This is a genomic window from Bacteroides hominis, assembly GCF_033042785.2.
Classification (GTDB): Bacteria; Bacteroidota; Bacteroidia; order Bacteroidales; family Bacteroidaceae; genus Bacteroides; species Bacteroides hominis.
In genome coordinates, this window is the sequence record NZ_CP178829.1 from 821,428 (window position 1) to 848,056 (window position 26,629).

Genomic DNA, 26,629 nt, shown 5'->3' on the forward strand with positions numbered 1-26,629 from the left:
GATTTTATTTTAATGTTACAACAACCATTACCGGATTATCCTCTTCATCCAATCGGTTTATCAATTCATCCAGTTCTTTTTTTCTTTCCGGCAGTAAAGCTTTCGAATAGCGTTTACCTTTACTCAGATAACCTACCATCCGGGCATTTGCCAACTGATTTCCCAACCCTGTTCCGGGAGGAGTAAAATCAAATCCTGCCGCCAAATCATCTTTTATAATCACATTTGAAAAACTCTTCTTCTGTTTATCATACAATCCCACAAAACTTTCATTCTTCAGAACATAAAGCACAAAGAAATAACGGTCTGACTCAAAAACCTGTTGTACTGCGATAGACTTAAAACGTTTTGCGGGATCTATCTCATTGGCCGAGACATCCACATCTTTACCCGAACAATCAAGTTTCCAAGCCAAAGTCTTCTTTCGATCGGCATCAATCTTGTAAACCAGATTCTCCAGTGCCGGTTTAAAATAAACACTGCCACCATGAAGATACATTACGTCACGGGTGGACAAGTTAATACCATACTTCTTGCCTGGTTCAATATACCCTTTCCAGCTTTTCAGCTTCTTACCATTCCCGTCAATAAGAAACAGTTGTTGAGGATTATCCTTCCTTATGAAATAGTTATTATCACAATATAAGATGGATTCTCCGCTACTTACAGCTCCGGTACCCATATTTAAATGAGGAGCCGGTATACGACGGATAAATTTGCCATTGAAGTCATAACAGATTAAATCCTGAAAATCCTGAACATACAGCTTTTGGTTATCAGGATCAGTAAAAAACAACAATCCTACCGCATATTCTTCAGGCCCTTGTCCATGCTGACCTATCTTATTCATAAACTTACCATTTTTATCAAATCGATAAAAACTTCTGGTCTGTGCATCACCTGCAATAATAGAATTTCCGGCATAAACAATACTGCACTCATTACCCAACAGACAATTATCAGTTGTCTCTAAAGGGAAATAACGCACATCAGATGCCAGTTCACTCAGCATTACCGTTTTAGGGCTCTGCGTAATGGCTTTCGCCAGATTCAGTGTTATGGCTGCATTTTTCTGGGCAAAAAGCGGAAATGCCAATACATGGGCCAATAAAATACAAAATGTAAACGATTTCATGGGACCTCCTATTTTTTAAATTTATAAAGAATCACTACCGGATTGGCATCATCCCCTACATTCAGCGCAGCAGGAGCCTCTTTCAGGTATCCTTTCTCCCGTAAAGAAGAAAGTATATCCGCATTGACCACCTGTGCACGTTCCCCGTCAGCCTGTGCATACTCCGGCCAAAAAGGTATTCCCCCATCTATATCATTATCAATGCCAATTATATTACTACCCGGAATACTATTGCTGCATTCCAAATAATCTTTCGGAATGCGTTGTGATTTCAATTCACCGGTCTTTTTATCAAATCGTTGTATAAACAACACATCTCCTTTATACAAGCGTAAATAAAGATAATGAGAAGATTCAAACAGATCGTAAAGCCCAATGACCTGATCCGTTTCGACTGTCTTATCTCCAAACTTATTAATATTGGCAATGTCCATATAATATTCAACCGGATTTTCTCTCTTCAGCACATAAGCCGGTTCTATTCCATTATTAGAAATCGCAGATACCGTATCATTGCAGGCAGTAAATACTAATACCCTTTCGTCCGAAGGAGAGAAACAGATTTCTTTCATAAAGCAAACATCCCGGGAAAGCCCCGATGGGAAAAGGGCCTTACACTCTTGTAACGAACCATTGGGTTGTTGTAATGCTCCTGCCCATGGTGCCTGCTGAAAAGGTTTTATAACCAATCCTTTCAATGCTCTTTTTCCATCCGGAAAAACATACATCCCGCCTGCTTGTTTCACAGTTGTATCATTTCGTAGAAAAGTTCCGTCATACGAATAAACCAAAGCATCTCCTCCATACTGAAATAAAGACAGTTCCTTATTCCTGTCATCAACCGCCAGATCACTTATCATGCCATACTCTCCCGGACCGTTTCCCTGACAGCCGATCTTGCGTATAAATTTACCTTCCCGATTGAATTGCAGCACCTCTTCAGTCTTTCCATTATACATAAACATGTAATCTGCCGTCACCTGTAGATTCATCAGATTACTTATCAGACATGAATCAGTCGTTTCCAAAGGAACGTATTCTATACTCTCCACATCTTCCTTCATGGAGATCGGAGCCTCTTCTTGCAAAGCAGAGCGGATATTGACAACCGGACATTCGGATAAAGAAGCTACAGGTTTCGGCTGGCAAGCCACCAGCCCGAACAGCCACAAGCTGTTCAACAATAATATTGTGTTTTTCATAATGATTGTCTCTTTAATATTATTTTTAGGGAAGTGTATATACAAAGATACTTCTTCAATTTGAAAAATCACTTAAAATCAATCTATTTTTATTCCCCATTATAAATCCGACAATCAAATATCATATAAACTTAGTATAGTCAGTCCGGAAAAATTAGTTTTTCAAGCCACCTCAACATCTCGGCTTTACTCCTTCTGCAAGTAGCTAACAATGCTTCTAAATTACGTTTATCCCGCTCCCCCATATCAAAACCCGAATTGATGCCCCTCGGATGATGAAGATGATATAACGGTCCTTTTACACGCGCAATGGGCAACTCTAATATTTCCAGGCGTTTTACTCTTTCGGCATCTTCGGGACCCCAACCATAAAACGCTTCATTCTCTCCGCCTGCGCGTAGATAGGCAACCCTGTTCACAAGAAAAGCTCCTCCCACCGAAGGTCTCATCCCTATTGAAGTAGCATCCACCTTTTCCAACACTGATACGTCCTTGCGGATTCTGTCACTCATAGCTTCATTCAGAAAGATAAAACGCCCGTCATACGGGAAACACATCACACAGCCCGAACAAATCCTACCGACCGCTTCTCTCAACTGAACCGGCGGAATAATCACATCCGTATCCCAGATACCTGCAATCGGGAACTTAGCCGATCGCAACAATATATTTAAATAACGTGTCCGGTAGAACACCGGATCATCATCTTTCACAAACCGATAGCGTAACCTCTCACACGTCTCAGACAAATAAAAACGTTGCTCCGTATCCGCCTCAAGAATATCCACAGACACCTCTGTCTGCTGTAGCAGCAAAGAAAGGATAAACCGAAGATTCTCCGCCCTCTCCGGATTATCTACCCGCAAGGGGATGACAATGCTAACCTCTCTTGTCAGATCCATACCGCCTCCCTTCCAGATGTAATCATGCCCTTCTCACAGTACTCCATCAGTTTCTCGACTTTTGCATTGAATACATCCAACCGATGCAACAAGCAAAGAATAAAAAACACCTCTTCGAAAAGTGAACTTTCCCTGACTCCGGGCAGTGAGTCTGCTATCCAGTCAATCAGGTAAATTAAATGCTCTTTCATTCGCAGCACCTTGATGTCTTCCTCACCTTTCCTCCGGGACAACCGGTAATACAGATAATAAGCAAGACCACAAATACCTTTCCCGATGCCTAAAGTTCCGATCGCCCTACTATTAATCGTGTTAAATACCCTGCAATCGATCTGCCACAGAATCTCGTCGGCATCCCCTTCCACAAAACCCTCCTGCAACAGATACTCAATTCCGACACCTACTCCGCACAAACCGTCACCATAAGTCACCGGAAGTTCCAAAGAACAATTCTCCATCACCTCATCCAGCAACACTTCTGCTTTCTCTTCCCACTCTTCTTCAGCCGTCTGCCGATAAAGACGATAGAATCCGATGATTTTCCCCATTTCTCCCATCATCCCCGGATTTTCTATCCCTCTTACGCTTTCCATATTTTCTTTATTGACGTAATCAATCATTTTATTACACCGACCAGGCAACCACTTCCGGAATTTGCCTTTCCTCCTCCGGGGGAAACGTTCTATAATCTCCATAACAACGGGTCAGATAAGTATCGTATCCTGACGGAACCGGAAACTCCACTCCTTCAAATCGTGCAGTATCCAGATATTCCACCTCATCCAGCCGCAAATGAATACGGCTCTCACTCAAATTCCGTTCAAAACTGTTCGACAAAGCATTCTCATACTTACCATCCCAATCATAGATGAAAAGATCCAACTGTAATCCACCGAACTGCATCGGCTCGGCCGGAGTCTTTTTATCCGGAACATACCGGCTGTGCCGATCTCTCAACCGTGCCTCAACCAACCAGCTCCATGGAGCCATGGCCGGTTCTGTTTCCGGAGTCTGAAAGAAAATATCCTGAGGCAGTTCCGGCACACCTTTCTCCAGAAATACTCCATAATCACTCCTCAACATCCCCACATCCGTATCTGTATCCCAAGGAATAAACCCCTGATGCCGGATAGCTCCCAGCAGTGTACCATAATCGAGCCAATAATCAATATCGTGCTTCTTGCAGACAGTATCGAAAGACTGCAATAAATAAAGCATCCTCCGATGTGCCTCCTTTATATCTATATTCATAATTTATATTTTAATATTCCGGCCAAATACCGGTTTTCCTCTTTACTCCTGATAGCAATACGAATATACTGCTTTCCATACATTCCCCTCTTCAAGCTACAGTCTTTTACCAGAATATCATGCTCTCTCAGCAAAACTTCCGCAAGCTCTCGGGCGCTGTACTTATGGGTCACTTCACATAAAAAGAAGTTTGCTTGTGAAGGAAATACCGCTAAATAGCCTACCTCCTGAAGTTCTTCAAAAAAGAGCGCTCTTTCCTCTCTAAAGCGGGCACATGCCTGCCGGTAGTCGATGGTGTATTTGTCCTGAATCTGTAAATAGTACTCCGCCAAAGAGTTTATATTCCAGACCGGAAGTTTCTGCTGTAATTCATCCATTAATTTATGGTCACCGGAAACAGCAATTCCCAATCGTAATCCGGGAATTCCATGTGACTTAGACAGGCTCTTTATCACCACCAGATGATTATACTCCTTCAGTATCTTGTCATCAATCAGAGAAGTTTCCTCTCCTCCCTCCGAGAAGTCAATAAAAGACTCATCCACAATCAGCCGTATCGAACGCTCCTGAGTCCATCCCGCTAATGAAATCAAATCCTCGTAAGGAATACTATTTCCGGAGGGGTTATCCGGATTCAGCAACAGTAACGAAGTCACTCCCTTATCCTCAAAAAATGTTTTCAGGTCACTTACGGTATAGCGATAACCTGGCCCCAACGGCAAGAAAGTCTCTATCCGGTCATCACGCACCAGATATTCTTCAAATGTAGGAAGAATCACCCCCATTCTACCGGGAAGCAGCTCCATCAGCTTTCTTATCAACTCTGCCGCGCCATTCCCCACCGCGACAGCCTCCGCAGGAATGCTCCAGTGCTTCGCCACCAATCGCCTGTTTACATAACTCCCCGAAGGGTATTGCCTGAGCAGTTTATCAAAATTAGCCTTCAGCTCTTCCAGCATCCTTTCTGTCGGGAAATGTGGATTCACCAGATAAGCAAAATCAAACAAGAAAGGGAAGCGCCAATACCCTCCATAACGTTTCTGGTAACCGGGCAAAAGCCCTTCTTTCTTACCAAATAGCGTTTCGGCAATATCTAAATCCTGCATGTCATCTATCTCATACCACTTTTCACCCTCAAGCGGCAAAGCCTTCAGCCCGGCTTTATCCAACAAAGACAAAACGGCCAGTATTTGTTCGTAATATGCACTATTATCAAAACATTTGCAATAGGCTTCCAGGAAAGGTACGTACTTACCTACAGAAAACTCCTTACTAAAACGATAGATATTCACCGTCTTAAAATAAGTAGGAGTTTTTTCGTACGAAAAAGTATGTTTAGATACAAAGTCCACAATAAACTGCTTTTCATCCACAGTCACCATAGTCCCGTCCATCCAACTCTTATAACGGTCTACTACTGCTACATCTGGATACGGTTCTTCGAGCACTCTTTCAAGTATTCTCTTCTCAAAAACAATATCCGATTCTAACAATAAAGTATCATCAGACGCTAAGTGATGCCGTGCCAGAAACAGAGAATAAATATTATTAGTATGTGCATAGTAAGGGTTTTCCAGATAATAAATAGGAATTCCGCAATATTCATTTCCCAGATACGCCCGTAGTTTGTCACCTTGAAAACCAATCACAAGCACAATCCTCGATAGTCTTGCGACTGCCAGGTTTGCCAGTAACCGATCTATGATCCGGATACCGTTCACCTCAATCATACACTTAGTGTCGTACCGGGTCAATTCTCCCAGACGCCTGCCCATTCCTGCTGCCAATATAATAGCCTGCATATCTGCCCCCTTATTAAGTTCCTAACTCCGGCTGACTCTTCATACAATTCCTCTTTTCCTATCTCAAACAGGAAGTACTGCCACGACATCCAACCGAGTATTATGAAGATAAGCTAGCATTTCCACGGTTTAACATGACACAAATTAGGTTTTCCAATTACTAATTCGTAATTAGAGGGTGAAGGACAAAGATATTTGTATAAACATTCTTTACAAGCAGGCAATGAATCACGAGTCCAATGCCACATCTTCCCTTGTTTCATCTCTTGAAATACCCAGTCCTTTACATAACCATCAATTGTTCCTATTGACTTTGAATTAAAATTTGGGTATACCTTTCCGTCACAATCAATGTATAATGTACCAAAAAAGTGCGTATTCACTAACTGGTGAGCAAAAATATCTTTTTTCGTTCGACACAAAGCCATCACATCCTCAAGGGTCTGGAAAACATATTTTTCAAAGAAATCCAAGTTATCAATTGTATAAAATGGATAAATATTAGCTTTCAATTTATAAACATCAATAATTCGGCTCACTTCTTGAAATTCTTCTTCAGAAGTCACTGCAAAACAGTATTCTACACGTTCATTAGGTAAAGCAACACAGGCACTTATTGCATATTCATTTACAGGATAATCAATCAAAAATTTTATAGACACAGATGGGTCATTCAATAGCTTAGCTCTAATCTGCTCATAATCAACAGATTGTTTATAATAAAGATAAAAACACTTTCCAAAAGAATGTTTTTTAAGTTCATTCAACAACTCATCTAAGAAAGGATATGACAGTACATTTCCACCTACAAAATTAATTAAAGTGACTGGAGTGTGTTTAAGCTGTTCTAACAAACGACATATCTCATTGTAGGAAAGCCGATTATCTTGTTTACGGCACCATACAATTTGTTTATCAACAGTTTGACAATAACGACAATTTATGGAACATTCACCGGTCAGACGCATCGTTACAACACGTAGATTATTTACAATCTTTTGTCCAAAAAGTTCCAAATTATTCATTGTTTCGACATCATTTTCCAAATTCTCATTCACACTAACTTCAGGCACAATAACTAATGGTTTCTGCCTAAACTCTTCCTGCGAATATAAGTCACCGATAAAATTTCGCCGAATTTCGGACACAAATTCCGTTACTTCAGGAACATTCAAATCATCCTCTGTTAGTTCCATACAATACAAATTCTCTTTTTTCATCAATTCCATAACAATCGTACGGACAGGATCTGTAAGTTTCCATGTCACTCCTTTCCCAGACAGAGAATCGTATAGCAATACGGCTTCATGGTTTGTCCATACGAAAACATACGATTCTAAAAAAAACCAAAATCTCTTCATCACGCAAAAATCATTGTATTAACACTATTATATAAATCTGGAGCGATCTCCAACATAGAAATCTTATCGCTTAAATATTCTTTATATTCGTTCTCATCCATAGCAACTTCACAGACAGGAAGACCGCCTTTAAAATCGAATTGAAATAGACAGTGAGGGCAAAAATCCGCTTGATAGCAATGCTCACATTGCTTACTTATCGCCTCATAATAGCGATTGTACTTTTCCGCAATTTTTACACAATCAATTTTTACGACCTCCTCTATCTTCCCCAATACATGTTGAAACCCAATTCTTTCGCAGGCCAACAAATCACCACTCGGAGTCACAAAAAGCTTTCTTCCAAAAGGCAAACACGTACCCGCAGGTATACGTGATTTTTTTTTCTTCTTATTCAAAAGTAACTCTACGTAATGTCTGTACGAGTTACCTATATGATAATAGAAAAAATAACCTGCCTCCTTTATTTGAACTGAATTTTTTTCGCGAGTCCTTAATAACTCAGTAGACTCTATAAAAGGACGATATATCCTCTGAAATAATTTCAATTTATCCAACTTTATTCCAGAATAGGTAATCGTTTCTATCCCAGGAACTTTATTAAACTCTCCATAAATAAACCGATGCACTTCCTCTATATCAGAGTAATGATTCAAAACAGAATTAAAATGCACCTTACGTTTAAAATAGTCAGGATAACATTTTGCCAATAATTTCACATTAGCGTAGACCCTGTCAAATGAGGGCTTTCCTCTTTTATCTATTCTCAACTGATTATGCACACGGTTTCCATCTAAACTTATCAATAAAGAAATCTCATTTTTCACCAAAAAATCCATATAGCGATCTAGCAATATGGCATTAGTTGTCATACTAAATAAAAAAGTCAAATGATTTTTTAATTGAAACGTTTTTGCATATTTTACAATTTGCTCAATTAATTCAAAATTAACCAAAGGCTCCCCACCATAAAAACCAAACATGATATTTCCACCTTGTGACAAATTTAGATCTGAATTCCAACAATCAACTAAATAATCAATCACTTTCTTAGCTTGCTCAAAACTCATAGAATTATTTCGTGTATTCATACCTGCATGATCATATAAGTCTCCGTAACAGCAATAGACACAATTTAAATTACATTGATGTGTAACTTGGAATACTACATTATTCACATTAGCCAACTGTTGCACTACAATTGCATCAGAAATTCGCCCTGCCAAATATTTCTTCAAATCAACACACTTAAAAAAACCATTTTCTTTTAAATAATTATATTTTCTATAATAAAACTTTATCTCCTCTATCGGCACTGAAGGAAATTTCTCCTGAAGAAAACCGTATATATTACTCCTATTTTTATCTGATGGCAATTTCATTAATTCTTCAACTATGGGATGGCAATTTACCATGGATGAATTTTGCATATCATACAAATATCCATTCCCCCTTTTACTTTCAAAATAGATAGTAGATTCCATATATACTTATTTTTTTAAATGAGCTATCACAAGAATTGGATTTTGTTCATCATCCAATGAATTTACAAAAGTTACTAAGCGTTCACTTACTGTTCCTCCCTCCTCTTTTTTCCTCTGAACATAATCTTTCAGTTCGTACGGCCAAACAGAATATACCATCGTATTACCAGACACCCCAAGTGAGGGATAGAATATCATTCCACCATCAATATCATCTATTAAACCATTTCCTGCAACAGCTACTGTCTTTCCTGACAGCTTGTCATAAAAAGCTAAGTGCGGCCCCTCTTTTATTTCTCTCCAACCTGGAAAAGCTTTTAAATTGACCCAAGATATCAGTACATAACGTTCACTTTCATATACACGACTTATCCATTTCTTATCATCAATCAAGCGAGCTAGTTCACAATTTTCAGCTTTCGATCTTATTACATTTTCATTCCCATTTGAGGAACGAACAATTTTAGACATTTCTCGCAGATACAATCGATTATAATCATTTAAAAAACAACGATTGTCTGGTTTTAATCCTTTTAAATCCAAGTCCCATCGTTTTTGTAGACCAACATCAGCTACAACATAAACAGCATCCGTGAAACAATTATAAAAAAGAGTTGTATCTTTATACTCCGAAAAAGTATATGACATTCCATTAGCATCTCCCGGAGGATCAAGGAATAAACTATCTGGAATAATTCGAATACCTTGTATTATCTCTAAATCAGAATTCATCCAAAAGATAGAATCCGGGTAATTTATCACCACATATTTTGTATTTGCTTTCAACAAAGCAACAACATTTTTCAATCCCCTAGCTACTTGCATTGCATTTCCTTCACGATAAGATATTCGAGTTTCTTTTCCAGTGAACTTCCCATTGGTATCAAACTGTATGATTTTATCTCCAATTGTATAGAAAAACATCCGATGGTTATCATAGAAAATACTATATCCCCAGCCATTGGTTTCCTCACCACGACCTTGACCTAATGCACCAATATGTGATATAAATCGCCCTTTTTCGTCAAATACATCTCCTGGAAAAACAATCCAATATGGCTTCACATAAGAAATAAGCTCCTTATTTCTTACATAACTTTTAGTTGTTTCTAAAGGAACGTAAGTAATACTATCTACAAAGGAAGAAAGACTCATCGACAGAGGGTTAGCTATGGCATCTCCAATACGAATAATAGAATCAATAACCTTAACCTCCTCCCGCTTTACACTATGTGAAGAACAGGACAAGAATAGAGAAACAAATAAAAACAAATATATTTTTTCCATCTACAATAATATTTAAATAAGCAAGAAGTGGAAAACGCAATCGCCCCCACTCCTTCCTATCATTCTTTCTAAGCATAAACTACTTATTTACAATAAGCACAGATTTTTCATCATTTTACTATTGTTCCATTAGATTTATATAGATGAGCTTCCGAGTTAATTGTATTATAGTAAGAGTATACCCCACTTCCTTCACACATACAAGAACATTTACCTGCGTAAGTATTGGCCACCTGATTTGCAGTAGTACCCGCACAATAATTACCTCCAACCAATCGATCCATTTCTTTCTCCTCCAGACATTTTTTGTCTAGATTACCAAGTTTCAATACTGAAATTTTTTTCATAATAATAATTTTTATAAGTTAATACTATAAATTCAGCAGAGTGGCCTTTCAAATCCACTCTAGCTCTTTCATTCCCTCTTGCATGACATTCAAAGTATAGTGTTTCAAATAGACATTTCTACTTTGCTGCCGCATAGCATTCTTTTCGTCAATTGATAAAGACAAAATTCGAACCATACTGGATTTCAATTTCTCAATAAATACTTCCGGGTAAGCATCCACATCCTCTATAGATATAGCATATCCATTTAGCCCTTCCTGAATCATATCTTCTAAACCTGTAGAAGCTGTGCCAATGAGAGGTATTCCATGCATCATCATTTCTATAGCAACATAACTGCATTGTTCTTGAAGAGAAGGAAGAACACCTATATCTGATATTTGATATAACTGATATAATTTCTCCTTTCTGATTCGACCAGTAAAAGTAACATGGCTCCAAATACCCTCACACTCAGACAAATAAGCAGAATAATCCCCATCACCTACCACTAACAAATGAACATTAGGCAAGCAATCTAAAAGCTTTCGAAATGCATTAATTAGATAGTACACACCTTTGATCTGATTTAGTCGTCCCACGTAAAGAATTATTTGATCTTCCACTTTAAATGACAAATTACCTTTTTGAATTTTACGCTGTTCTATATCTAAAATCCGTGCTTCGTCCACCAGACCATTATATAATAATCTTATTTTTTGTTCCACAATCCCATAAACATTTCGAAGCAAATTATAAGTATGCTCCGATAAACAGACCACTCTGTCTGCTTTCAGAAAAAAGTCCTTATTTGCAACAAATTCTTTATAGACAATTTTCTCTGTAGCATCCCTGTCAGTGGATACTTTACCCAGAAGACATTCCAAATAGCTTCCGTTTCTCCTTTTCATGGTGTACCATCCAACGTAATGTATTACAATTATAATACGACAACTAGAAATAATCTTCTTTAGGTTCAGAATGAGTTCTGAATGATTCAAATAATTTACCAGAAATATATTATCTTCTTCTTCATTCATACAAAATCTCAGCGACTCTGCTAAATCCAAACAGTAACTTTCATGTCGCATCTCTTCTTCCTCTGTTTCAGAAGGAAACCATAAATATCGAACTCCATCTGACCACCCTTCTTCTATTACATTAGTGCCAGATTCCAACTTTACAATTGTCAACGCACTACAAACATCCATTCTCCAAATATTAATAATTTGTTGAATATATGTGCCTATACCATAAAGGGATGCAGAACTACATTGATCAATTATATATAAGTGTTTCATAATATAGATTTTCAACTTCTTATTAACCGGCTACAATATTATTCTATTAGATTTGTTTGCAAGGTATGTCCACTTTACTTCATATCCAAATATTATCAGAAAAAATGTACCGAACGTAGCCTTTTTTTATACCGAACGTCATATACCTATAGAAATAATCCTTATAAACAGAAATATATCTAAAAAACTGATACCTTTGCCTCTGACAAATAATCCTTTTTAACCACACAAGCATGAAAACCACAATACCAATCTTCTTTGCAATCAATGAAGAATACATTGACCATTGCTGTACCTCTATAGTATCTATTCTTGAGAATAATAGATCTTTGAATATAAGCATACACATTCTGACAGATTGTATTTCGTTAGAAAGCAAAGAGCTCCTTCAGGAAATAGAAAATGTATTTACCTGTGTAACGATCCAATGGGAGATAATAGATTCAGAATCATTCAAGCAACTCAAGAAAAAAGAAGGATACATCACCGAACACGCTCTTTATCGTTATGCCATTGTAGATCTTTTTCCCAATCTGGATAAAGCCCTGTACTTGGATGCAGATTTAGTAATCAATGGCAGCATAGAGCCATTGTGGAAACTGGATTTGGAAGGTTATTATTGCGCAGGAGTGGATGATATCTTTATAAGACGAATCAATTATAGAAAGATACTGGAACTAACGGAAAAGGATGTATACATCAATGCAGGCGTACTGCTGTTGAATCTGAAAGACCTTAGAAAAGATAAAATACAGGAAAAGCTATTGCAACACACATCAATCTATATAAACCGGGATCGATATCAGGATCAAGATGCGATTAACTGTATATGTAAAGGCAAAATAAAGCTGATTCCCAATATCTACAATTTCACTACCAGTGAAACTTTGCATACCCCTGAAATGTTATCCGGCATCATCATCATTCATTATACCGGAAGTATAAAGCCATGGCATCAAGAGTACCCTTGGCAAGTATTAAAAGAGCTATATTGCAAATACAATAGCTCTATGAACAAAATCAAAGATCGACTTTTATCAAGGTGGATGGAACGAACGATTGAGCTTTTTCAATTAAGCCAAAAAACGAACGATACAGAATTAGAAGAGGGGGCAGATAAATTACTGAACAAGATAATAGACCACTGCTCTCTGGCTGTTCCTATCACTTACGAGAATGGGTTATGTGGCATTGGAACGGGAATCGAATATTTACTGCAAAAGAAACTGATCGAAGGCAATAGTGATGAAATACTACATCAAATAGACTCCGCTGTATATTCAGTCATTGAACAAAAGTCTTTGACTGCCCTCGGATTAAGAAAGGGAGTTTCGGGCTTAGCTTACTATTTCTATTTACGTCTATGTGCAAGAGAAAACTTCAGCACTCCCACAGCTTTAAAAATAAAAGAATATTTCTCTAAAAGGGGAAAATCATTTCACATCTTTTAGCTTACACAATTTTGCCACCTTGTTACAAAATTCTACTATTGTTATCTTTAAATTTTCTGGAGCTGATAGATTTAATAAATCCAAAAGACTTATTTCCAGATTTACATACTTCAACACAGCCTGAAATGATTTTGTGCCCCAAGTATAATTATCACATTCATTGCCCCCCAAAGCATATATTAATGACGTTTTCACATTTTAGCATTTTCAATATTACATGTATTTGGATAAAAAAATAGCAGAGAAAGATAAAAAACATCTTTCTCTGCTATAAATTCAAAGAGCCATAAATGGATTCTTTCTATTTAAGATCACGCACACAACGCACATATCCGTTCCTATCATTCACAAGCCTATTTTTATCACCTCCCCACTGCGTGTCTACAGTCGTAACAAACCTGAGATAACCATCAAAATACATCTGATAGCCGGCACTAAATGATCTTCCTCCGTTCATATCCCGTCTGGAAAATCCTGTCCGAGAATGAATAACTTGTCCATCTTTCATATTCAAAGAAGATAAATTTCCACCAAAGTCATAGACTTTAGGTCTCTCACGGTCATCCCAGTCAAACAGACTTCCGGCCATTATCATCAGTTCGGCTTCATTGGGTAAGCGCCATGTTCCCAAATCGCTCTGATCCGGATTCTGAAAATAATAAGTACACGGAGAGTTTCCTTTCTCTATATCGTTCATCAAGGTAGTCCAAGTTTCGTAGTAATATTCACCACTCCTGTTCGGATTATCCAAATCCTTCCGCTTGTCTATTCTATTGGCTATATATTTGGCAACTTCGAATCCTTTCTGATAAATCGTATTAATCTGTGAGGTCTCGTTATGTGCCGGAAGTTCATAAATAGCCCTTGCAGATCTGGTAGTGTTGGAAGGTAAATTGTCAGCCCTGAAAATCAGATACTCATCCTCTGTCCATTTGTTGATCAGTGTCTTACTGAGTTCCTTAGCTATTTCATCAAGATGATAACTATGATCCTCCGAGGTTTCCAAGATTCCCAGATCCCTGATCAGTCTCACATCCGAAAAAGGAGTTCTTTCTCCAGGACTTGCCGTTTTCTGGTAATCAAAATTATATATAGGAGTCATACTATGCGATTCTTCTACAAAGATAATAGTATTAGGGCTGTTCAATGTCAAGTTGGTACTTCCCATAAAAGCTCTTGAGGTGAATAATGCTGTAGCATTATCCGACGGAGCGTGCCCAACAAGCCTGCTCTTTAACGGCAATACCCGCTCTGCCACATACAACATGTTTGTTTCACAAACAGAAGGAATATACCATTGCATTTCATTCGCTTGCATCTGTCCGTCACGGTTGTTGTCCCTGTTTCGCAAGAACGGGGTGAAGCAGGCATATGTAGCATGATAATTCTTCATGGCCAGGTTAGTGTGATCCATACTTAGTGTCAACTTCGCATTATTGACCTTTGTCATAACTTGCCATAAAGTTTTCTCTTTTCCTCTAAGCATAGGATCAGGCATTATATTATCAGTTAATCCTCCGGTACGCCTGCTCATCAAAGACCATGTGTTTGCCCAACCATTGGAATAGTATTTATTATAAAAAGCATCCGGTTCACTAGGAGCTCTTACCGACCAATCCAAATCAGGGGTTTCATTCACATTCTCCACGCCCCAAACGCGCATACCGTCAGGACTGTTGACAAACACCGTTTTTATGGACATTTGCCGAATAGTAACAATGGCTTGATGATAGCGTGACTGTCCGTCAGGAGAAATTTCATGCGACGTGTTCACCAGCAAATCAAACGTACGATCCGGGGAGTTGGCAAAGGTTTTCCACAAATTTTTATCCTTGGGAGCATTCTCCTGCATAGGATTTTGTTCGTAAAAAAATTCATTGGCATAAACAGTTACTTTACAAAGCCCCGAAGCCGCATTGAATACATAATCAGGTTCATTCATCAGCCTGTAAAGGAACTGCTCCAGCGAAAGCAGATTAGCACCCGTATCGGAGAAATATTGCATATCCTCGTTTCCATTGTCGGCCAGAGTGCTTGGATGGATATAGAATTTGAGCCAGTCCGTATCAGCCTTTTTTTCTTTAGAAGGAATATAATTGTTATTCTTCAACTGTTCCAATTCCGCTTTCGTATAAGAGATAATCTTGTCACAGAACGGTGTGCGTATAGCAAAAGAAATCATGGCGTCATCTTTCAGAGTACCATCCGGGTTGAAGATGGCAAGTTCATCTTTCTTAAAACGCATCAGCCCCTGTTCATAATGACAGTCAAAATTGAATGACCGGTGTGCGTCATACACCAGTCCCTCTACTCCAGGAGCAGATTCCTCCTCTTTTGCCTTGTCCGATTTTGCTTCTACAACCAGATCATTCATGCCTTTAATGGTCACATTATAGGTATAATGTACGTTACGTTCTATATCATAATCATTGACCGGATCATTTTCTGCCGTATATCCCAGATAAATGCGGTAAGTCACCCTTCCGAAACGTTCGGTAGAAGTATCACCGGTTGCAAGATTCTGACGTAACTCACCTGTAAATTCAATATAGGGAGCCAGATCCGGGGCATATTCCGTCTCACCGTTTTGCAGATTAGGTTTGTCAGTTGCACCTGCAACGGGAGACTTCAGTTGCTTCTGCCTCAGGTCATACCCCTTCCTTTCCGCACTATAACCGGGGGAAGCCGGGGAAATAGCCTTCTTTGCAACCTTTCGGTTTTCGGGCATATAGAATGAAGTGGTGACATTGTCGGCATCACCCTCGAACTGGAAATATTCCGAGACCCAGTATAATTTTTTGTCCACCCCGTCAGCATCCCATGAAGCAGTCTGATCAGCTCCTTTTGCATGTTCCACAATGAAGGTCGATCCCGGCACATTACCAAGACGATATGTTCCAGGCTCAAATGTGAGTCCGGCAATTGTTTGCAGGTTCAATGTAATTTTGGCTTCCGAGCGTTTTAAGGAGACTTCGATCTGTTTTGTAGCGGTAGAAACCGTTACTGTTTGGGTTAGCGACATCAATAAGTTACCATTCGGACGAAACAGGGTATGAACAGTCATGGCCGCTCTTACTTTTTCCAGGTCTGAATATTTTGAAATCCCATTTAATACTTCAGGCTCCACATGAAACAACCCGTCAGCGTCCGATTTATAGTTCCCCAGAAGAAACAGTGTCTTTTTCCCTGTTGTAAGACTGATATTTTTCAATAATCCCATGCTGGTGGGCGCATCTGCATCCACTTCACCTGTGGATGTTGTAAGATCAGTTGCAGCCTGAATAAGATCGGCTCTTGAATATTCACGTGAGTATTCCACGTTACCGGAAGAATTGAAAACCCACAGGTAAAGGTTATAGATTTTTCTCTCTTCACTTTCCAGTAAGACGGAACGTGTCTTGGCCGTATTAGCTGCCGTACCGACACTTATGTCCACCGTCGTGGGAACTCCCTCCGTGACACCGCTCCCTTGAAAAATTTCTTCATCCGTACAGGATGCAAAGAGGGACAGTAACAGCAGAATAAAATAAGTTATTTTCAGCTTGTATCGTTTCATAAATAATAAAAATTATCGTGATAAATTCTCGTATACATCATTGGAATGGAGGAAGATCTACCTTTTTACTATTCCAAGGCTCAACCCGGTAAATAATCTCTTTATCTGAAGATTCCGGCAGGACTATGAATACTTTATAATCCCGATTCGGATAAATAGGACCGGAATATACTCCGGGAGAAGTCTCCTCACCAACATCAAGCAGGAAAGTCCTCGTTTTTGTTTGTGATTCATCTCCTCCTGTAAAATAATCCAATGTCAACTGTATTTTCGGGTGATTTTGCTTTTTCTGCCAGGAATTACTTTCCGGAATATAAGGAGCCAGATACTGGGGCACAACAAACTGTTCGTATAATCGAGCTTCCATTGCCACATAATCAATCTCTCCCTCGGCAGTAAGGGGAGCCTCGTATACAGTCAATTGTGCTCCTTCATTTTTTACCCCATAAGAATATGTACCTGTATGTTCCATAGCCTTTCCTGTTCCTGGGGTGGAGGCGGCCAGCTGAGTTTTCTCGGAATCATTTTCCCTGAAAGAGGGAGACATCAATACAGGAAAGTTCAAAAAGGAAATCCCTTGGTAATTATACGTAACCTGACCGTAACGGGGTGCGCTTGCTATATATACTCTGATACGGGCAAAATCACGGAATAGGGGAACTGTTATCTCTTGCGCCAACTTTCCTGATGCGGGCAGAACAGATGCCACCGTTTTCCCCGAAAGCAAACTCAAATGTAGTCTGTTAGACACGCCGGGCAAATCTGCCCAAGCGACAACAGAAGTTCCTTTCCAGTCAATAATCTTTTCATCTGCAGGAGAAGGAGTTACACCGTCATAAGGATTATTCACAGGTAATCCCAGACTTCCATCCTGCTGTTCCTTAATAATAGCAGGAAAAGCAGCACCTGCAAATTCCTCTTTGGAGATTTCCTCCGTACCAGATCCTAAGAAGTCCCATGGAATCTTATTCTGAAGATTGCCTTCAGGAGTATAATAAGGTAGATCCTTTCCTGTCTGGTTAGGAGCATACAATGCATAAAACTCGGTTTCCCCCTTAGGAATACGTATATTGATCTGATATTGTCCGTCCACCCCGGTTGAATTGAAGGGAAGCAGTTGATTATACACATACCGGTTCAAATCCCTGTTAAAGATCATAAGTACTATCCTTGGCTGGGCGGGAGCTTGAGGAAACAGCGTACCGGTCTTAAACCACTGAAAAGGATCAGAGGAAAGTTCATCCAGCAGATCGCTGTCACCGGTTTCAACACCTCTGGTTGTAAGATTTAGTCTGACAGTCACAGCATCCTCATCGGAAAACTGTTCCGAAACAGTATCTTCCTTCTGGCAGGATACCGAAATAAAGCAAAGGACCAATGACATCGTTATCATAGAATACCTCACAGCCTTCATCATACGAATATATTTAATATTTTTCAACATAATATTAATCAATCAGTTATAGGAACCACATCAACAGCTTCCCATGGTTTTACACTTATACTCAGTGAGAGGGGATTCTGGCGGAAAAACAGTGGAAGAACCGCTTCTTGCCGTCCCGTTATCCGTATCTGCTCGGGATATTGTGCGATATATTGTGCCACATCTACAGTACAAAGAACCTTGTCACCCTGCATAAGACGGATCGTTAGCGGGTCCTTGTCATCAAAGCGCAGGGTATTGAAGTCAAGCACGAAGCGATCATTCTCCTCGCCTGTGACAAACGGAAGGTCAAAAGAAGTTTCACCAGCCCGCTGTCCGGAAAGATAGAAACGTGCGGAAAGTGATTCCATTGTCAGGCGAAAACCTGCCTCCTTGTTCTGCTCAAACCAAGTCTGCGAATTGTTATCATCATCGGAAAGGACTACCGCATGGATTTTCACATGCTGGGAATAAAGGCGAACTACGTCACGGGACTCGTTCATAACTTTAGATGTAATAGCTGTTTCTCCCAGGTATAACCTGTCAAACGTACCGGATGCCCGTCCGTCCTTTTCCATAAGTTCGGGGCGGGAAACCAACGAACCTTTGTAGCTGTCCTCTTTACCGATAATCGTTTCTGTCAAAGCGTTGCCTACGGCCACCACTTTATAATCCCCTTCCGGAAGCGTGACCTCCAGCGGTGAAAGTAACCGTTCCCTCTCCAAGTGATGCCTTTCTACAAGAACTTCGCCTTTGGCATCAAAAATAAAGACATCAATACCATCCACATATTCCTGTAGATGTTCCTGATTGTCATCAGCCAGATAGGAAAAGACAATCGTGTTGCCAAGACAGCCGCTCAAATCGTCATATACCCGATCACAGGCGGTCACGAGATATAAAGTGAGTAGTAGCCCCAGCCAAGTGGGTATGTATCTTATGTTCATACTTTATACTAATTATTATAATTCAATACAGATAACTTCCCCGAATAGATAACATATACTTCTCCCGGGAATAATAAAAAAGGGAGGGGATAACCTTTCCCCTCCCCGAGAGTACAGGCGGATCCGGTATTGACCTGTCAGAGCCAACACGGGAGAACCGCTCCGGCAAGTGGCTATTACTCTCCTATCTATTATCAGTCAAGGATAGGGAATACGTTCACAGCAGTCCAAGCTTGTACTTGAACACGAACAATAACATTCACATTTTCATCTTCCAAATCTTCCTGACCGCCCGGTTCGGGAGTCACTCCTTCCGGAATGGTCGGATCTGTATCCACCAGGATACCTTGTCCGTTGTTCAATGTGCTAAGATTCAGATTAATCAGGTAACCACCCTTACCGGCCGGAACATCAGTCGTACCGTCTGTCGCACCTTCTGTCTTCGCATAACCGGATATAACTACAAAACGTCTGTCTGCAGATACGCCCGCATCACCAGTTTTGAAAACGAAAGCAAGTTTGGGAGCATTATTAGTCTTTCCGTAACCGGTAATTCCATTTGCGAAAAAGTTAAATGCCGCAGCTTTTTTACCTGCTCCGAAATCAAAGGCAGTTGCTGTAAAGTAGGAAGATACATCGGACAGGTCTGTCTTGCCATCAGGTTTGAATGTTCCATTGGTAAAATTATATCTGTCACCTGCATAAGTCTTGGCCCAGAACCAGTTTGCCTCTTCTTCCACTGTAAGTGCAGGAATAGAAAGCGTTCTGCTGAAACGGTTCATCAGGATACCCTGGTTCGCAGAGGTCACGTCAACAACCTGCAACCATTTGCTCAAAGCGGCTTTCTTGCTAAGGTCAGACTTACCATCCCACACTTCCTTATTGAAGCCATCGGCAGCAGCCTTGAAAGCCGTCCATGCATCATCACTGGTTTTTCCGTTGTTTTCAGCCTTACCCAGCCATGTCTTGCACCACAGTTCTGCCTCGGCCTTTTTTCCGTCTTTCCAAGTAACTTTGATAAATTTAGTTCCAGTCACTTGGAAGCGGTTCATGCTGGCAGCCAAGGTAAGTTCCGCTTTCTTAACAGTACGCTTATCCTGCTGGGGACTGACACCATAAGGTTCAGCTCCAACAGTGGTAAGTACTTCGGAACCAGCATAAATCACTTCATTAATTTTTGCCTTCAACAGTTGTTTGCTAATATCAGACACAGGTTTGTTCTCAACCAACGCTCCTTGAGGGTTTGCAATAACAAGAGCTTTTGTTGCACCTTTGTCCACATTAAGGAATTTATAACCTCCTGTCGCTTCACCGGGTCCCACAGCGATAGTTGAAGTCAGCTTGTTAAAATCATCAGACCCCTTCGCAAACTCTTTCGCAAAGACAATACTATCTCCATTTAACAAGTACACATGCAGTTTTTCAACCGTTGCCGGATCACCATTGTTGGCAGTGTCCTGCAAATCGCCCATGACGGCACGTGTCCCGGGACCGGGCAATGCTACTGACATCATCACGTCAACCGGCTGATTAGCACCCTCCGGTACAACCAGATTTTCTTCATTGCTACATGCAGCAAACAACGCCAGCGAAGCCACTGCAAAATACTTCATTACTTTCATGATTTGAATTGTTTTTAAATTTAAAATACTAATACTATATATATCTGAGTTACATCCGTATCCCTTGTTTATTTTCTCGTCCTTCGGCTATTCGGAAAGTTTTTGCATGGAGCCACCGCTCACACCGGCTTTCTTCAGCAATTCTTCCGCCTGTCTCCAGTCACCCTTCATGTTATAGGCTACAGCCATGGGGAAAAGGGCACGGCTGTCATTCTTCACCGCCTCCAATACCCGCAACGCACCGTCCGCATCCTTCCCGTACTTCAACAGAGCGTTGGCATAGTTAAGGATTGCCACGATGTCATCCGGGAACTGTTCGTATGCCTTCTTGTACACCGGTAGAGGATTCTCACCTTGGGAAGCATACAGTCCGGCCAGCTGGTACATCTCGTACTGGCTGAGACACTCGGGTTTCATCTCAAAAATTCCAGGAAGTTCCTCCACCGTATAGGGTCTCACGTCAAAACTGAGACTGAAGGTTGTGCGTCGCAGGGACGGGTAGAACTCTTTCAAGAGCACCTGATAGCTCCTGCCGTCATCCAGAGCGCGGATGGCTGTCTCGCGTTCGGTATCACGCCCGTTATGTGCGATGATAAAAAGGATTTCTTCTTTGTTGGCAAGAGTGGAGCTGCTGACCGCCGCCTTAAGGCCCTCCCAGTCCTCCCCGACACCTTCGGTACGATAAACCGATGCTTTTTTCAAGGCGGGGTATTGACTGGAAATATATTCTGAAAGGGTTTGAGTCCGTCGTTGTGCGAGGGATTTGTTGTAGTCGAAACCTCCTTCAGGAGAGGCATAGCCTTTTATATTCACCTCCTTGAGTTCCGTTCCCTGAATGTTCAGGTTCTCCGAAAGGAACCCCTTCAGTCTGTCAAGCTCCTGAGCGTTGCCGGCAAACTGCTTCTGCAGGTCGTGACGTGCCACGGGAAAAGCCACCTTGCAGTCAAAGGAGTCCTTGTAGCACTTGACCAGCACTTTCTCCGGTTCAATGAAGTTGTAGGCATAATCCTTCGATCCAAAAAGTGGAATGCCAGCTTGAAACACAACACCTTCATTCTCACTCACACCACATTCGGCACAGCCATATAACTTTTCATCCACAACAAGATGACCGTCAGCCATCCATCTTTCAAAAGGAAAACTGCTTTTGAACGTCAGAGGTGTTTCTTTCAACTTCTTGACTGAATATACCTCTCCGTAGCCAAACTGGTCACTTTTCAGATTATGCAGGGTCTTGCGGCGTTTAATGACCTTATACCTCTTTTGACCGGAAATACATATAGGCTTCAACTCCACACTTTTTGTACCATCCACTGAAACAAAGCGAGGAGAAATACACATCATTTGCTGGCTTTTCAACTTTTCGACAAGCCCTATTGAGAATTCTATATCCAGCTTATTCCCATCCATACGTCTCTCTACACGGCTTCCGGAATAATCCCAATACAAGCCACCATCTGACGATAAAGTTTCCTGGGCAAAGATCAACAGGGGAAACACCCCCAAGCAACCAATAATAAAAATCTGCTTCTTGTAATATTGTAACGATTTCATAATATACTTTTTAGTGTAAAAGAATAAAAACTCGGGTACGCAAATCAACTATTTCAACATATAAATAATGGAAATTGCCGCTCTGGTGGGACCGATATAGTCAGCATCCCCCTTTCCCTCCTTTTTCCCGCAGGTCGTGCACTTGTACTTATCATAACGGGTATGCACATAACCTACTCCAAAAGAGGCCTCGATATTGAAACGGTTGGAAATCACCCACTGGTAACCAGCACTCAACCCGCCTCCCCAGAAATAGCCCTCGTAGCGGTGGTCCTTCATTTTTCCATCCCCTTTTTGGAGGACGAAAGGCACGTCAATGCCACCTATGTTCATCTGCCCGCCATGCGCATGCAATCCGAAGAACCAACCGTTGAAAACGTCACACGTCCAGTAACGGAGCTCGGGCTGTACCAGCCAGTGGCTGAGCTTTTTTGTCTTATACCGGGAGGAGGTGGCATCTTTCGTATAAAAAAAGAAATTCATACCCACCTGGGTGTCAAGCGTCCATTTCCTTCCCATTGAGAACTCAAGGGAGAGGTTCGGAGTCTTCAAGGCGTCATACGCCAGATTGTTCTTAATGGCGACCTTTTGCGAAAAGGCCCCTACCGAACAAAGCAAAAATACCAGAAGAAAAATCTGTTTCATCATACTATTATTCATTTATTTTCATTGTTTATTAAAAGAGGACAGACAAGGATTATTTTTACATAACAAGCATTAACGGGAATGCAACTTCCAGGGAAAAAATCTAAAACTTTTCTTATGCGTATGGAGTGAATAGATGCAAACTCTTGACCGCGCCAAAATACTTCTCCCAAATGGAGAACATGTATAAAAAAGTCCTTCCGCCGATCTGGCAAAAGCAGAATAGGCAAAACCGTCCTGTATGTAAAGGTAAATCGAATCCGTATTGCACTATTCCGTATTAAATATTTCATAACTCATTCACATAACATAAACAAATTTTGTGTGATTTTTAATTCTATATTCCCGCTCCTAAAAAATCAGAAATATTTAAATGATCTATCAAAAACAGCATAATCCTCTTCTTTTTAATCACGCTGCAAAATTAAGATCTATGACGCGTCTTATTATTTCCACTTCAGCTCTATTATTTATCATTTCTATATGTGTAGGCTATTTTATTAGTTTTACTAACCTTTGTGGAAGATTCCCCAAATATATTTTGCTGGAACCCCCAAATACATAAGGAATTGCTGCCGTAATGAAGATTCGCATCTATACCTTTCGAGCGCGGGAAAATAGGAGTGAAACGTGATTGATAAAACCCCATGTATCATATCAAATCTCCCCCTAACAACAAAAGATAGCGATTTCCGACCGACCTATTTTCGATTATCTCCTTCCCGGCAAGATAGGAAAGATTCCGAGGGTTTAAAATGGGGGACTTTGCGAGTCGGGATGCATATGGTTATATGCTGTTGGATATTCTGCGCCTTCTTTGCTGCCCTTTTCTTTAAAGAAAAGGTACCGAACCCGCGCAGGAATACACTTCTGCCCCTGCCGAGTGCATCCTTCACGCATTTCATAAAACCCTCGATTACCAGGGCAACAGTCTTACGGTCAATCCCCTGCTCTTCGGAGATCCGGTTTATAATATCAGCCTTAGTCATATTACAGTTTTAATGTTCGTACTATTTCTGTCGTTTAGGAGCAGGGGAAAATCCCCACCACCAAGGAGCAGTCCGTTCTTCAGACATGTCCCTGCCCGATATCGTTAATACCGTTTGAACAAACAGTTATTGTTTCTTTATCAGGTCACGTATTTCTGAAAGTAGCTTTTCCTCATTGCTCGGGGCAGGTGGAGGCAAGGGAGCCTCTTCCTTCTTACGCCTGAGGTTGGAAAGCAGGCGGATAAACAGGAAAATGGCAAAAGCGATAATTACAAAATCCAGCATGGTCTGGATAAAGTTTCCATAGTTTATCGTGACAGCCGCCCGTTCAACCCCGTTGACCACCCGGGCAGGCTCCAACTCCCATCTCAGTTCCGAGAAATTGGTCCCGCCCACCAGCAGTCCTATCGGGGGCATGATGATATCTGCCACCATTGAAGAGATTATTTTCCCGAAGGCACCACCTATGATTATACCCACGGCCATGTCTACCACGTTTCCGCGCATAGCAAACGCCTTGAAATCTTGTAAAAAACTACTTCTTGACATATTTCTATTTTAGTTGTTAATGTATCAAACAAAGAGGAATGACAGGAAAAGCGCGTTCTCCAGTCATCCCCTTTCTATCATCGCTGTTTGTCACTATGAATACACACGATATGCACGAGGACAAGTGTCAACCCGAGGCCAAGTCTGCCAATTTGCCACCTTCCTTCTTTTCCTTCCGAGCAGTACACACCCAGCGTGATCGCTGGGTTTATATGACAGCCGGACACCCCGATCATCTCAAACACATACCTGTTCATAACATTTCAAATTACATGTGGAATTAAATACAGTCAATACATTCAGTTCATGTGACTGCACTTTCCCAGTTATTTCCCGGCAGCATTCAGCGGTTGCGTGATTCCGTTCTCGCGTTGATCGTACAGATACTTACCCGGTTCCAGTCAGGCTCCTCAAACATATTTCCTACTCCCTGACCTTCGGCCACAATCCGTTCTTCTGCAATTCCATACCTGTTCACCAGCATTTTTTTCACGATCTCCGCTCTTTGTCGGGCGATTCGATCGTTAACTTCCACGCTTCCCTCAGGGGAAGCATATCCTTTGATGACCACGCTTGCTTCCTTGTGGTTCTTTAAATAAGTCGCAATACGTTCGACGTTCGGGAGTTGGGAGTTGTCAACGGTTGTCCTGCCCTGACGGAAAGTTATGACGGATTCCAATGTCTTCCTGCTGTTGTCAATGGTATCTTTCACAATTTTCGGCTCTTGATTCCGGCATTTGTCCAGCGCAGTTTTCAGTTCCGTCACTTTCCGGGCTGCTTCCTCCAACGCTTCGGTATTTTTCCCGACTTGTGAATGAAGTTCGTTGATTTTCTCATTCAGGATATCTACCTCCTGCTGGTCGTAGGGTTTCACCTTTATAAAGTAATGTTTCCCGTTGCTACACCCCAAATGATACTTCAGTCCAACAGATATTTCCCATACGGCCCGTTTAGAATGGAAACGCACGGCTTCAGCCCCCATAGCGTTCATGTCATAGACCAAAGCCGGTTTAAGGGCCAATGTCCATGCCTTGCTCTCTCCCAGATTGAAATTAAAATTCAGTCCCAGTTTTGTTGACATGCTGTTCTGATCGGAACCCATTCTCCGGTTCATGTAATAATGCAACCATCCAATCCCGGCCACAGCTTCGATTTCAAAGGGTCTGGGAACTCCCGTATAGGTTCCAAGGAGATTGTTTAGGTTCACCAGCCCCAACAGACTGACATTGGAACGGTCGAAAGCGGTCCTGCTTTGTGAAGTGTTAAAGCTCCCAACTGCCTCCAGGCCGAAACCGAAAACCGGTGTCAATTGTTTATTCAATTCTATCCCCGTAATTGGGCGCAAGTTTCCAAAGAAAGAGTAATGTGTCAACGGGGTTGTCCCTCCCGCACTGATGCCGATGGACCAATTGTCCAGGAACTTGTTACCTTCTACAGCAGTCTGGGCATTTGTATGACACACAACAATACCTGCCAAAAACAAACTCACAAAAATTTTCTTCATAAGGCTTTATGTTTTAATTGTCTTGCAAATATTGGTGTTTTTGCAAAATCCACCATTTCCATTTCAGCTCTTTTTTTTACCATTATGATTTAAGGAACAATCATATTCCTAAAAAAGTATATTTAGTTAGGAATTTTGTCGAATTACACAACGGTTTGGCATTAATAATAGGACAATGAATTATATAATAAGTTAAAGAAAGTGACTAATCAATAGTGCAATGAAAATCAAAGAACTGTTGTTAAGAATAACAGTACTATTCTTTTATATAGCAGGATTTACCAGTTGCAATAACGATAATCTAAATTTTCGGTTGCCCAAACTCTACAAGTGTTTT

Annotated in this window: 20 protein-coding genes and 1 pseudogene; 1 reads left to right on the forward strand and 20 read right to left on the reverse strand. The window is 40.8% G+C overall.

The features are described from left to right. Positions 1–4: 4 nt before the first annotated feature. The 11 genes from R3O62_RS03865 to R3O62_RS03915 all read right to left on the reverse strand — a co-directional run bounded on the left by R3O62_RS03865 (position 5) and on the right by R3O62_RS03915 (position 12,052). The gene (locus R3O62_RS03865; RefSeq protein WP_005781916.1) at positions 5–1,135 is read right to left on the reverse strand and encodes a 6-bladed beta-propeller; all 1,131 of its coding nucleotides are present in this window, start codon (positions 1,133–1,135) and stop codon (positions 5–7) included. Positions 1,136–1,143: 8 nt separating this feature from the next. Then, the gene (locus R3O62_RS03870; RefSeq protein WP_032530291.1) at positions 1,144–2,337 is read right to left on the reverse strand and encodes a 6-bladed beta-propeller; all 1,194 of its coding nucleotides are present in this window, start codon (positions 2,335–2,337) and stop codon (positions 1,144–1,146) included. 140 nt (positions 2,338–2,477) lie between these two features. Next, on the reverse strand, positions 2,478–3,239 hold the full coding sequence (locus R3O62_RS03875) for a galactosyltransferase-related protein (RefSeq protein WP_317472884.1): 762 nt from the start codon (positions 3,237–3,239) through the stop codon (positions 2,478–2,480). Next, positions 3,230–3,832 (reverse strand): hypothetical protein, encoded by a 603-nt coding sequence (locus tag R3O62_RS03880; RefSeq protein ID WP_005822342.1) that lies wholly within the window; start codon positions 3,830–3,832, stop codon positions 3,230–3,232. The genes R3O62_RS03875 and R3O62_RS03880 overlap by 10 nt, the downstream gene beginning before the upstream one ends. Before the next feature lie 31 nt (positions 3,833–3,863). Further along, on the reverse strand, positions 3,864–4,490 hold the full coding sequence (locus R3O62_RS03885; protein ID WP_032542989.1) for a LicD family protein: 627 nt from the start codon (positions 4,488–4,490) through the stop codon (positions 3,864–3,866). After that, entirely contained in the window at positions 4,487–6,292 is a 1,806-nt protein-coding gene (locus R3O62_RS03890; RefSeq protein WP_317472885.1) for an aminotransferase class I/II-fold pyridoxal phosphate-dependent enzyme, read from the reverse strand. The genes R3O62_RS03885 and R3O62_RS03890 overlap by 4 nt, the downstream gene beginning before the upstream one ends. Positions 6,293–6,405: 113 nt before the next feature. After that, positions 6,406–7,653, reverse strand: coding sequence for a TIGR04150 pseudo-rSAM protein (locus tag R3O62_RS03895; protein ID WP_008770121.1), 1,248 nt, complete (start codon positions 7,651–7,653; stop codon positions 6,406–6,408). Then, positions 7,653–9,137, reverse strand: coding sequence for a radical SAM peptide maturase (locus tag R3O62_RS03900; protein ID WP_008770120.1), 1,485 nt, complete (start codon positions 9,135–9,137; stop codon positions 7,653–7,655). The genes R3O62_RS03895 and R3O62_RS03900 overlap by 1 nt, the downstream gene beginning before the upstream one ends. A 6-nt stretch (positions 9,138–9,143) precedes the next feature. Further along, the gene (locus R3O62_RS03905; protein ID WP_008770119.1) at positions 9,144–10,424 is read right to left on the reverse strand and encodes a 6-bladed beta-propeller; all 1,281 of its coding nucleotides are present in this window, start codon (positions 10,422–10,424) and stop codon (positions 9,144–9,146) included. Between the two features lie 110 nt (positions 10,425–10,534). Continuing rightward, positions 10,535–10,771: a TIGR04149 family rSAM-modified RiPP gene (locus tag R3O62_RS03910; protein WP_008770117.1), complete on the reverse strand. Its 237-nt coding sequence runs from the start codon at positions 10,769–10,771 to the stop codon at positions 10,535–10,537. Between the two features lie 48 nt (positions 10,772–10,819). Then, positions 10,820–12,052 carry a TIGR04157 family glycosyltransferase gene (locus tag R3O62_RS03915; protein ID WP_175413976.1) on the reverse strand — a complete coding sequence of 411 codons (1,233 nt, stop codon included), beginning with the start codon at positions 12,050–12,052 and terminating at the stop codon, positions 10,820–10,822. A 233-nt stretch (positions 12,053–12,285) separates the two neighbouring features. On the opposite strand from R3O62_RS03915, the pseudogene R3O62_RS03920 reads away from it, so the two are divergent. Continuing rightward, a pseudogene (locus R3O62_RS03920) lies at positions 12,286–13,467 on the forward strand (glycosyltransferase family 8 protein); the annotation flags it as partial. A gap of 337 nt (positions 13,468–13,804) precedes the next feature. Here R3O62_RS03920 and R3O62_RS03925 read toward each other — a convergent pair. The 9 genes from R3O62_RS03925 to R3O62_RS03965 form a co-directional block, all read right to left on the reverse strand. Further along, positions 13,805–17,059, reverse strand: coding sequence for a fimbrial protein (locus R3O62_RS03925; RefSeq protein WP_317472886.1), 3,255 nt, complete (start codon positions 17,057–17,059; stop codon positions 13,805–13,807). A 37-nt stretch (positions 17,060–17,096) separates the two neighbouring features. After that, a complete protein-coding gene (locus tag R3O62_RS03930) occupies positions 17,097–18,503 on the reverse strand; it encodes a DUF5042 domain-containing protein (RefSeq protein WP_188521008.1) in 1,407 nt (468 codons plus the stop codon). An 8-nt stretch (positions 18,504–18,511) separates the two neighbouring features. Next, a complete protein-coding gene (locus R3O62_RS03935) occupies positions 18,512–19,429 on the reverse strand; it encodes a FimB/Mfa2 family fimbrial subunit (RefSeq protein WP_188521009.1) in 918 nt (305 codons plus the stop codon). Between the two features lie 194 nt (positions 19,430–19,623). Beyond that, positions 19,624–21,051: a hypothetical protein gene (locus tag R3O62_RS03940; protein WP_101604019.1), complete on the reverse strand. Its 1,428-nt coding sequence runs from the start codon at positions 21,049–21,051 to the stop codon at positions 19,624–19,626. 87 nt (positions 21,052–21,138) lie between these two features. Then, positions 21,139–22,605 carry a DUF3868 domain-containing protein gene (locus R3O62_RS03945; RefSeq protein WP_317472887.1) on the reverse strand — a complete coding sequence of 489 codons (1,467 nt, stop codon included), beginning with the start codon at positions 22,603–22,605 and terminating at the stop codon, positions 21,139–21,141. Between the two features lie 48 nt (positions 22,606–22,653). Then, entirely contained in the window at positions 22,654–23,250 is a 597-nt protein-coding gene (locus R3O62_RS03950) for a DUF3575 domain-containing protein (protein ID WP_032530970.1), read from the reverse strand. Positions 23,251–23,951: 701 nt separating this feature from the next. Then, entirely contained in the window at positions 23,952–24,239 is a 288-nt protein-coding gene (locus R3O62_RS03955) for an HU family DNA-binding protein (RefSeq protein WP_005781872.1), read from the reverse strand. A gap of 126 nt (positions 24,240–24,365) precedes the next feature. Then, a complete protein-coding gene (gene mscL / locus R3O62_RS03960) occupies positions 24,366–24,788 on the reverse strand; it encodes a large-conductance mechanosensitive channel protein MscL (protein WP_005781870.1) in 423 nt (140 codons plus the stop codon). A 343-nt stretch (positions 24,789–25,131) separates the two neighbouring features. Beyond that, positions 25,132–26,292 (reverse strand): OmpA family protein, encoded by a 1,161-nt coding sequence (locus R3O62_RS03965; RefSeq protein ID WP_269110292.1) that lies wholly within the window; start codon positions 26,290–26,292, stop codon positions 25,132–25,134. Between the last annotated feature and the right edge of the window lie 337 nt (positions 26,293–26,629).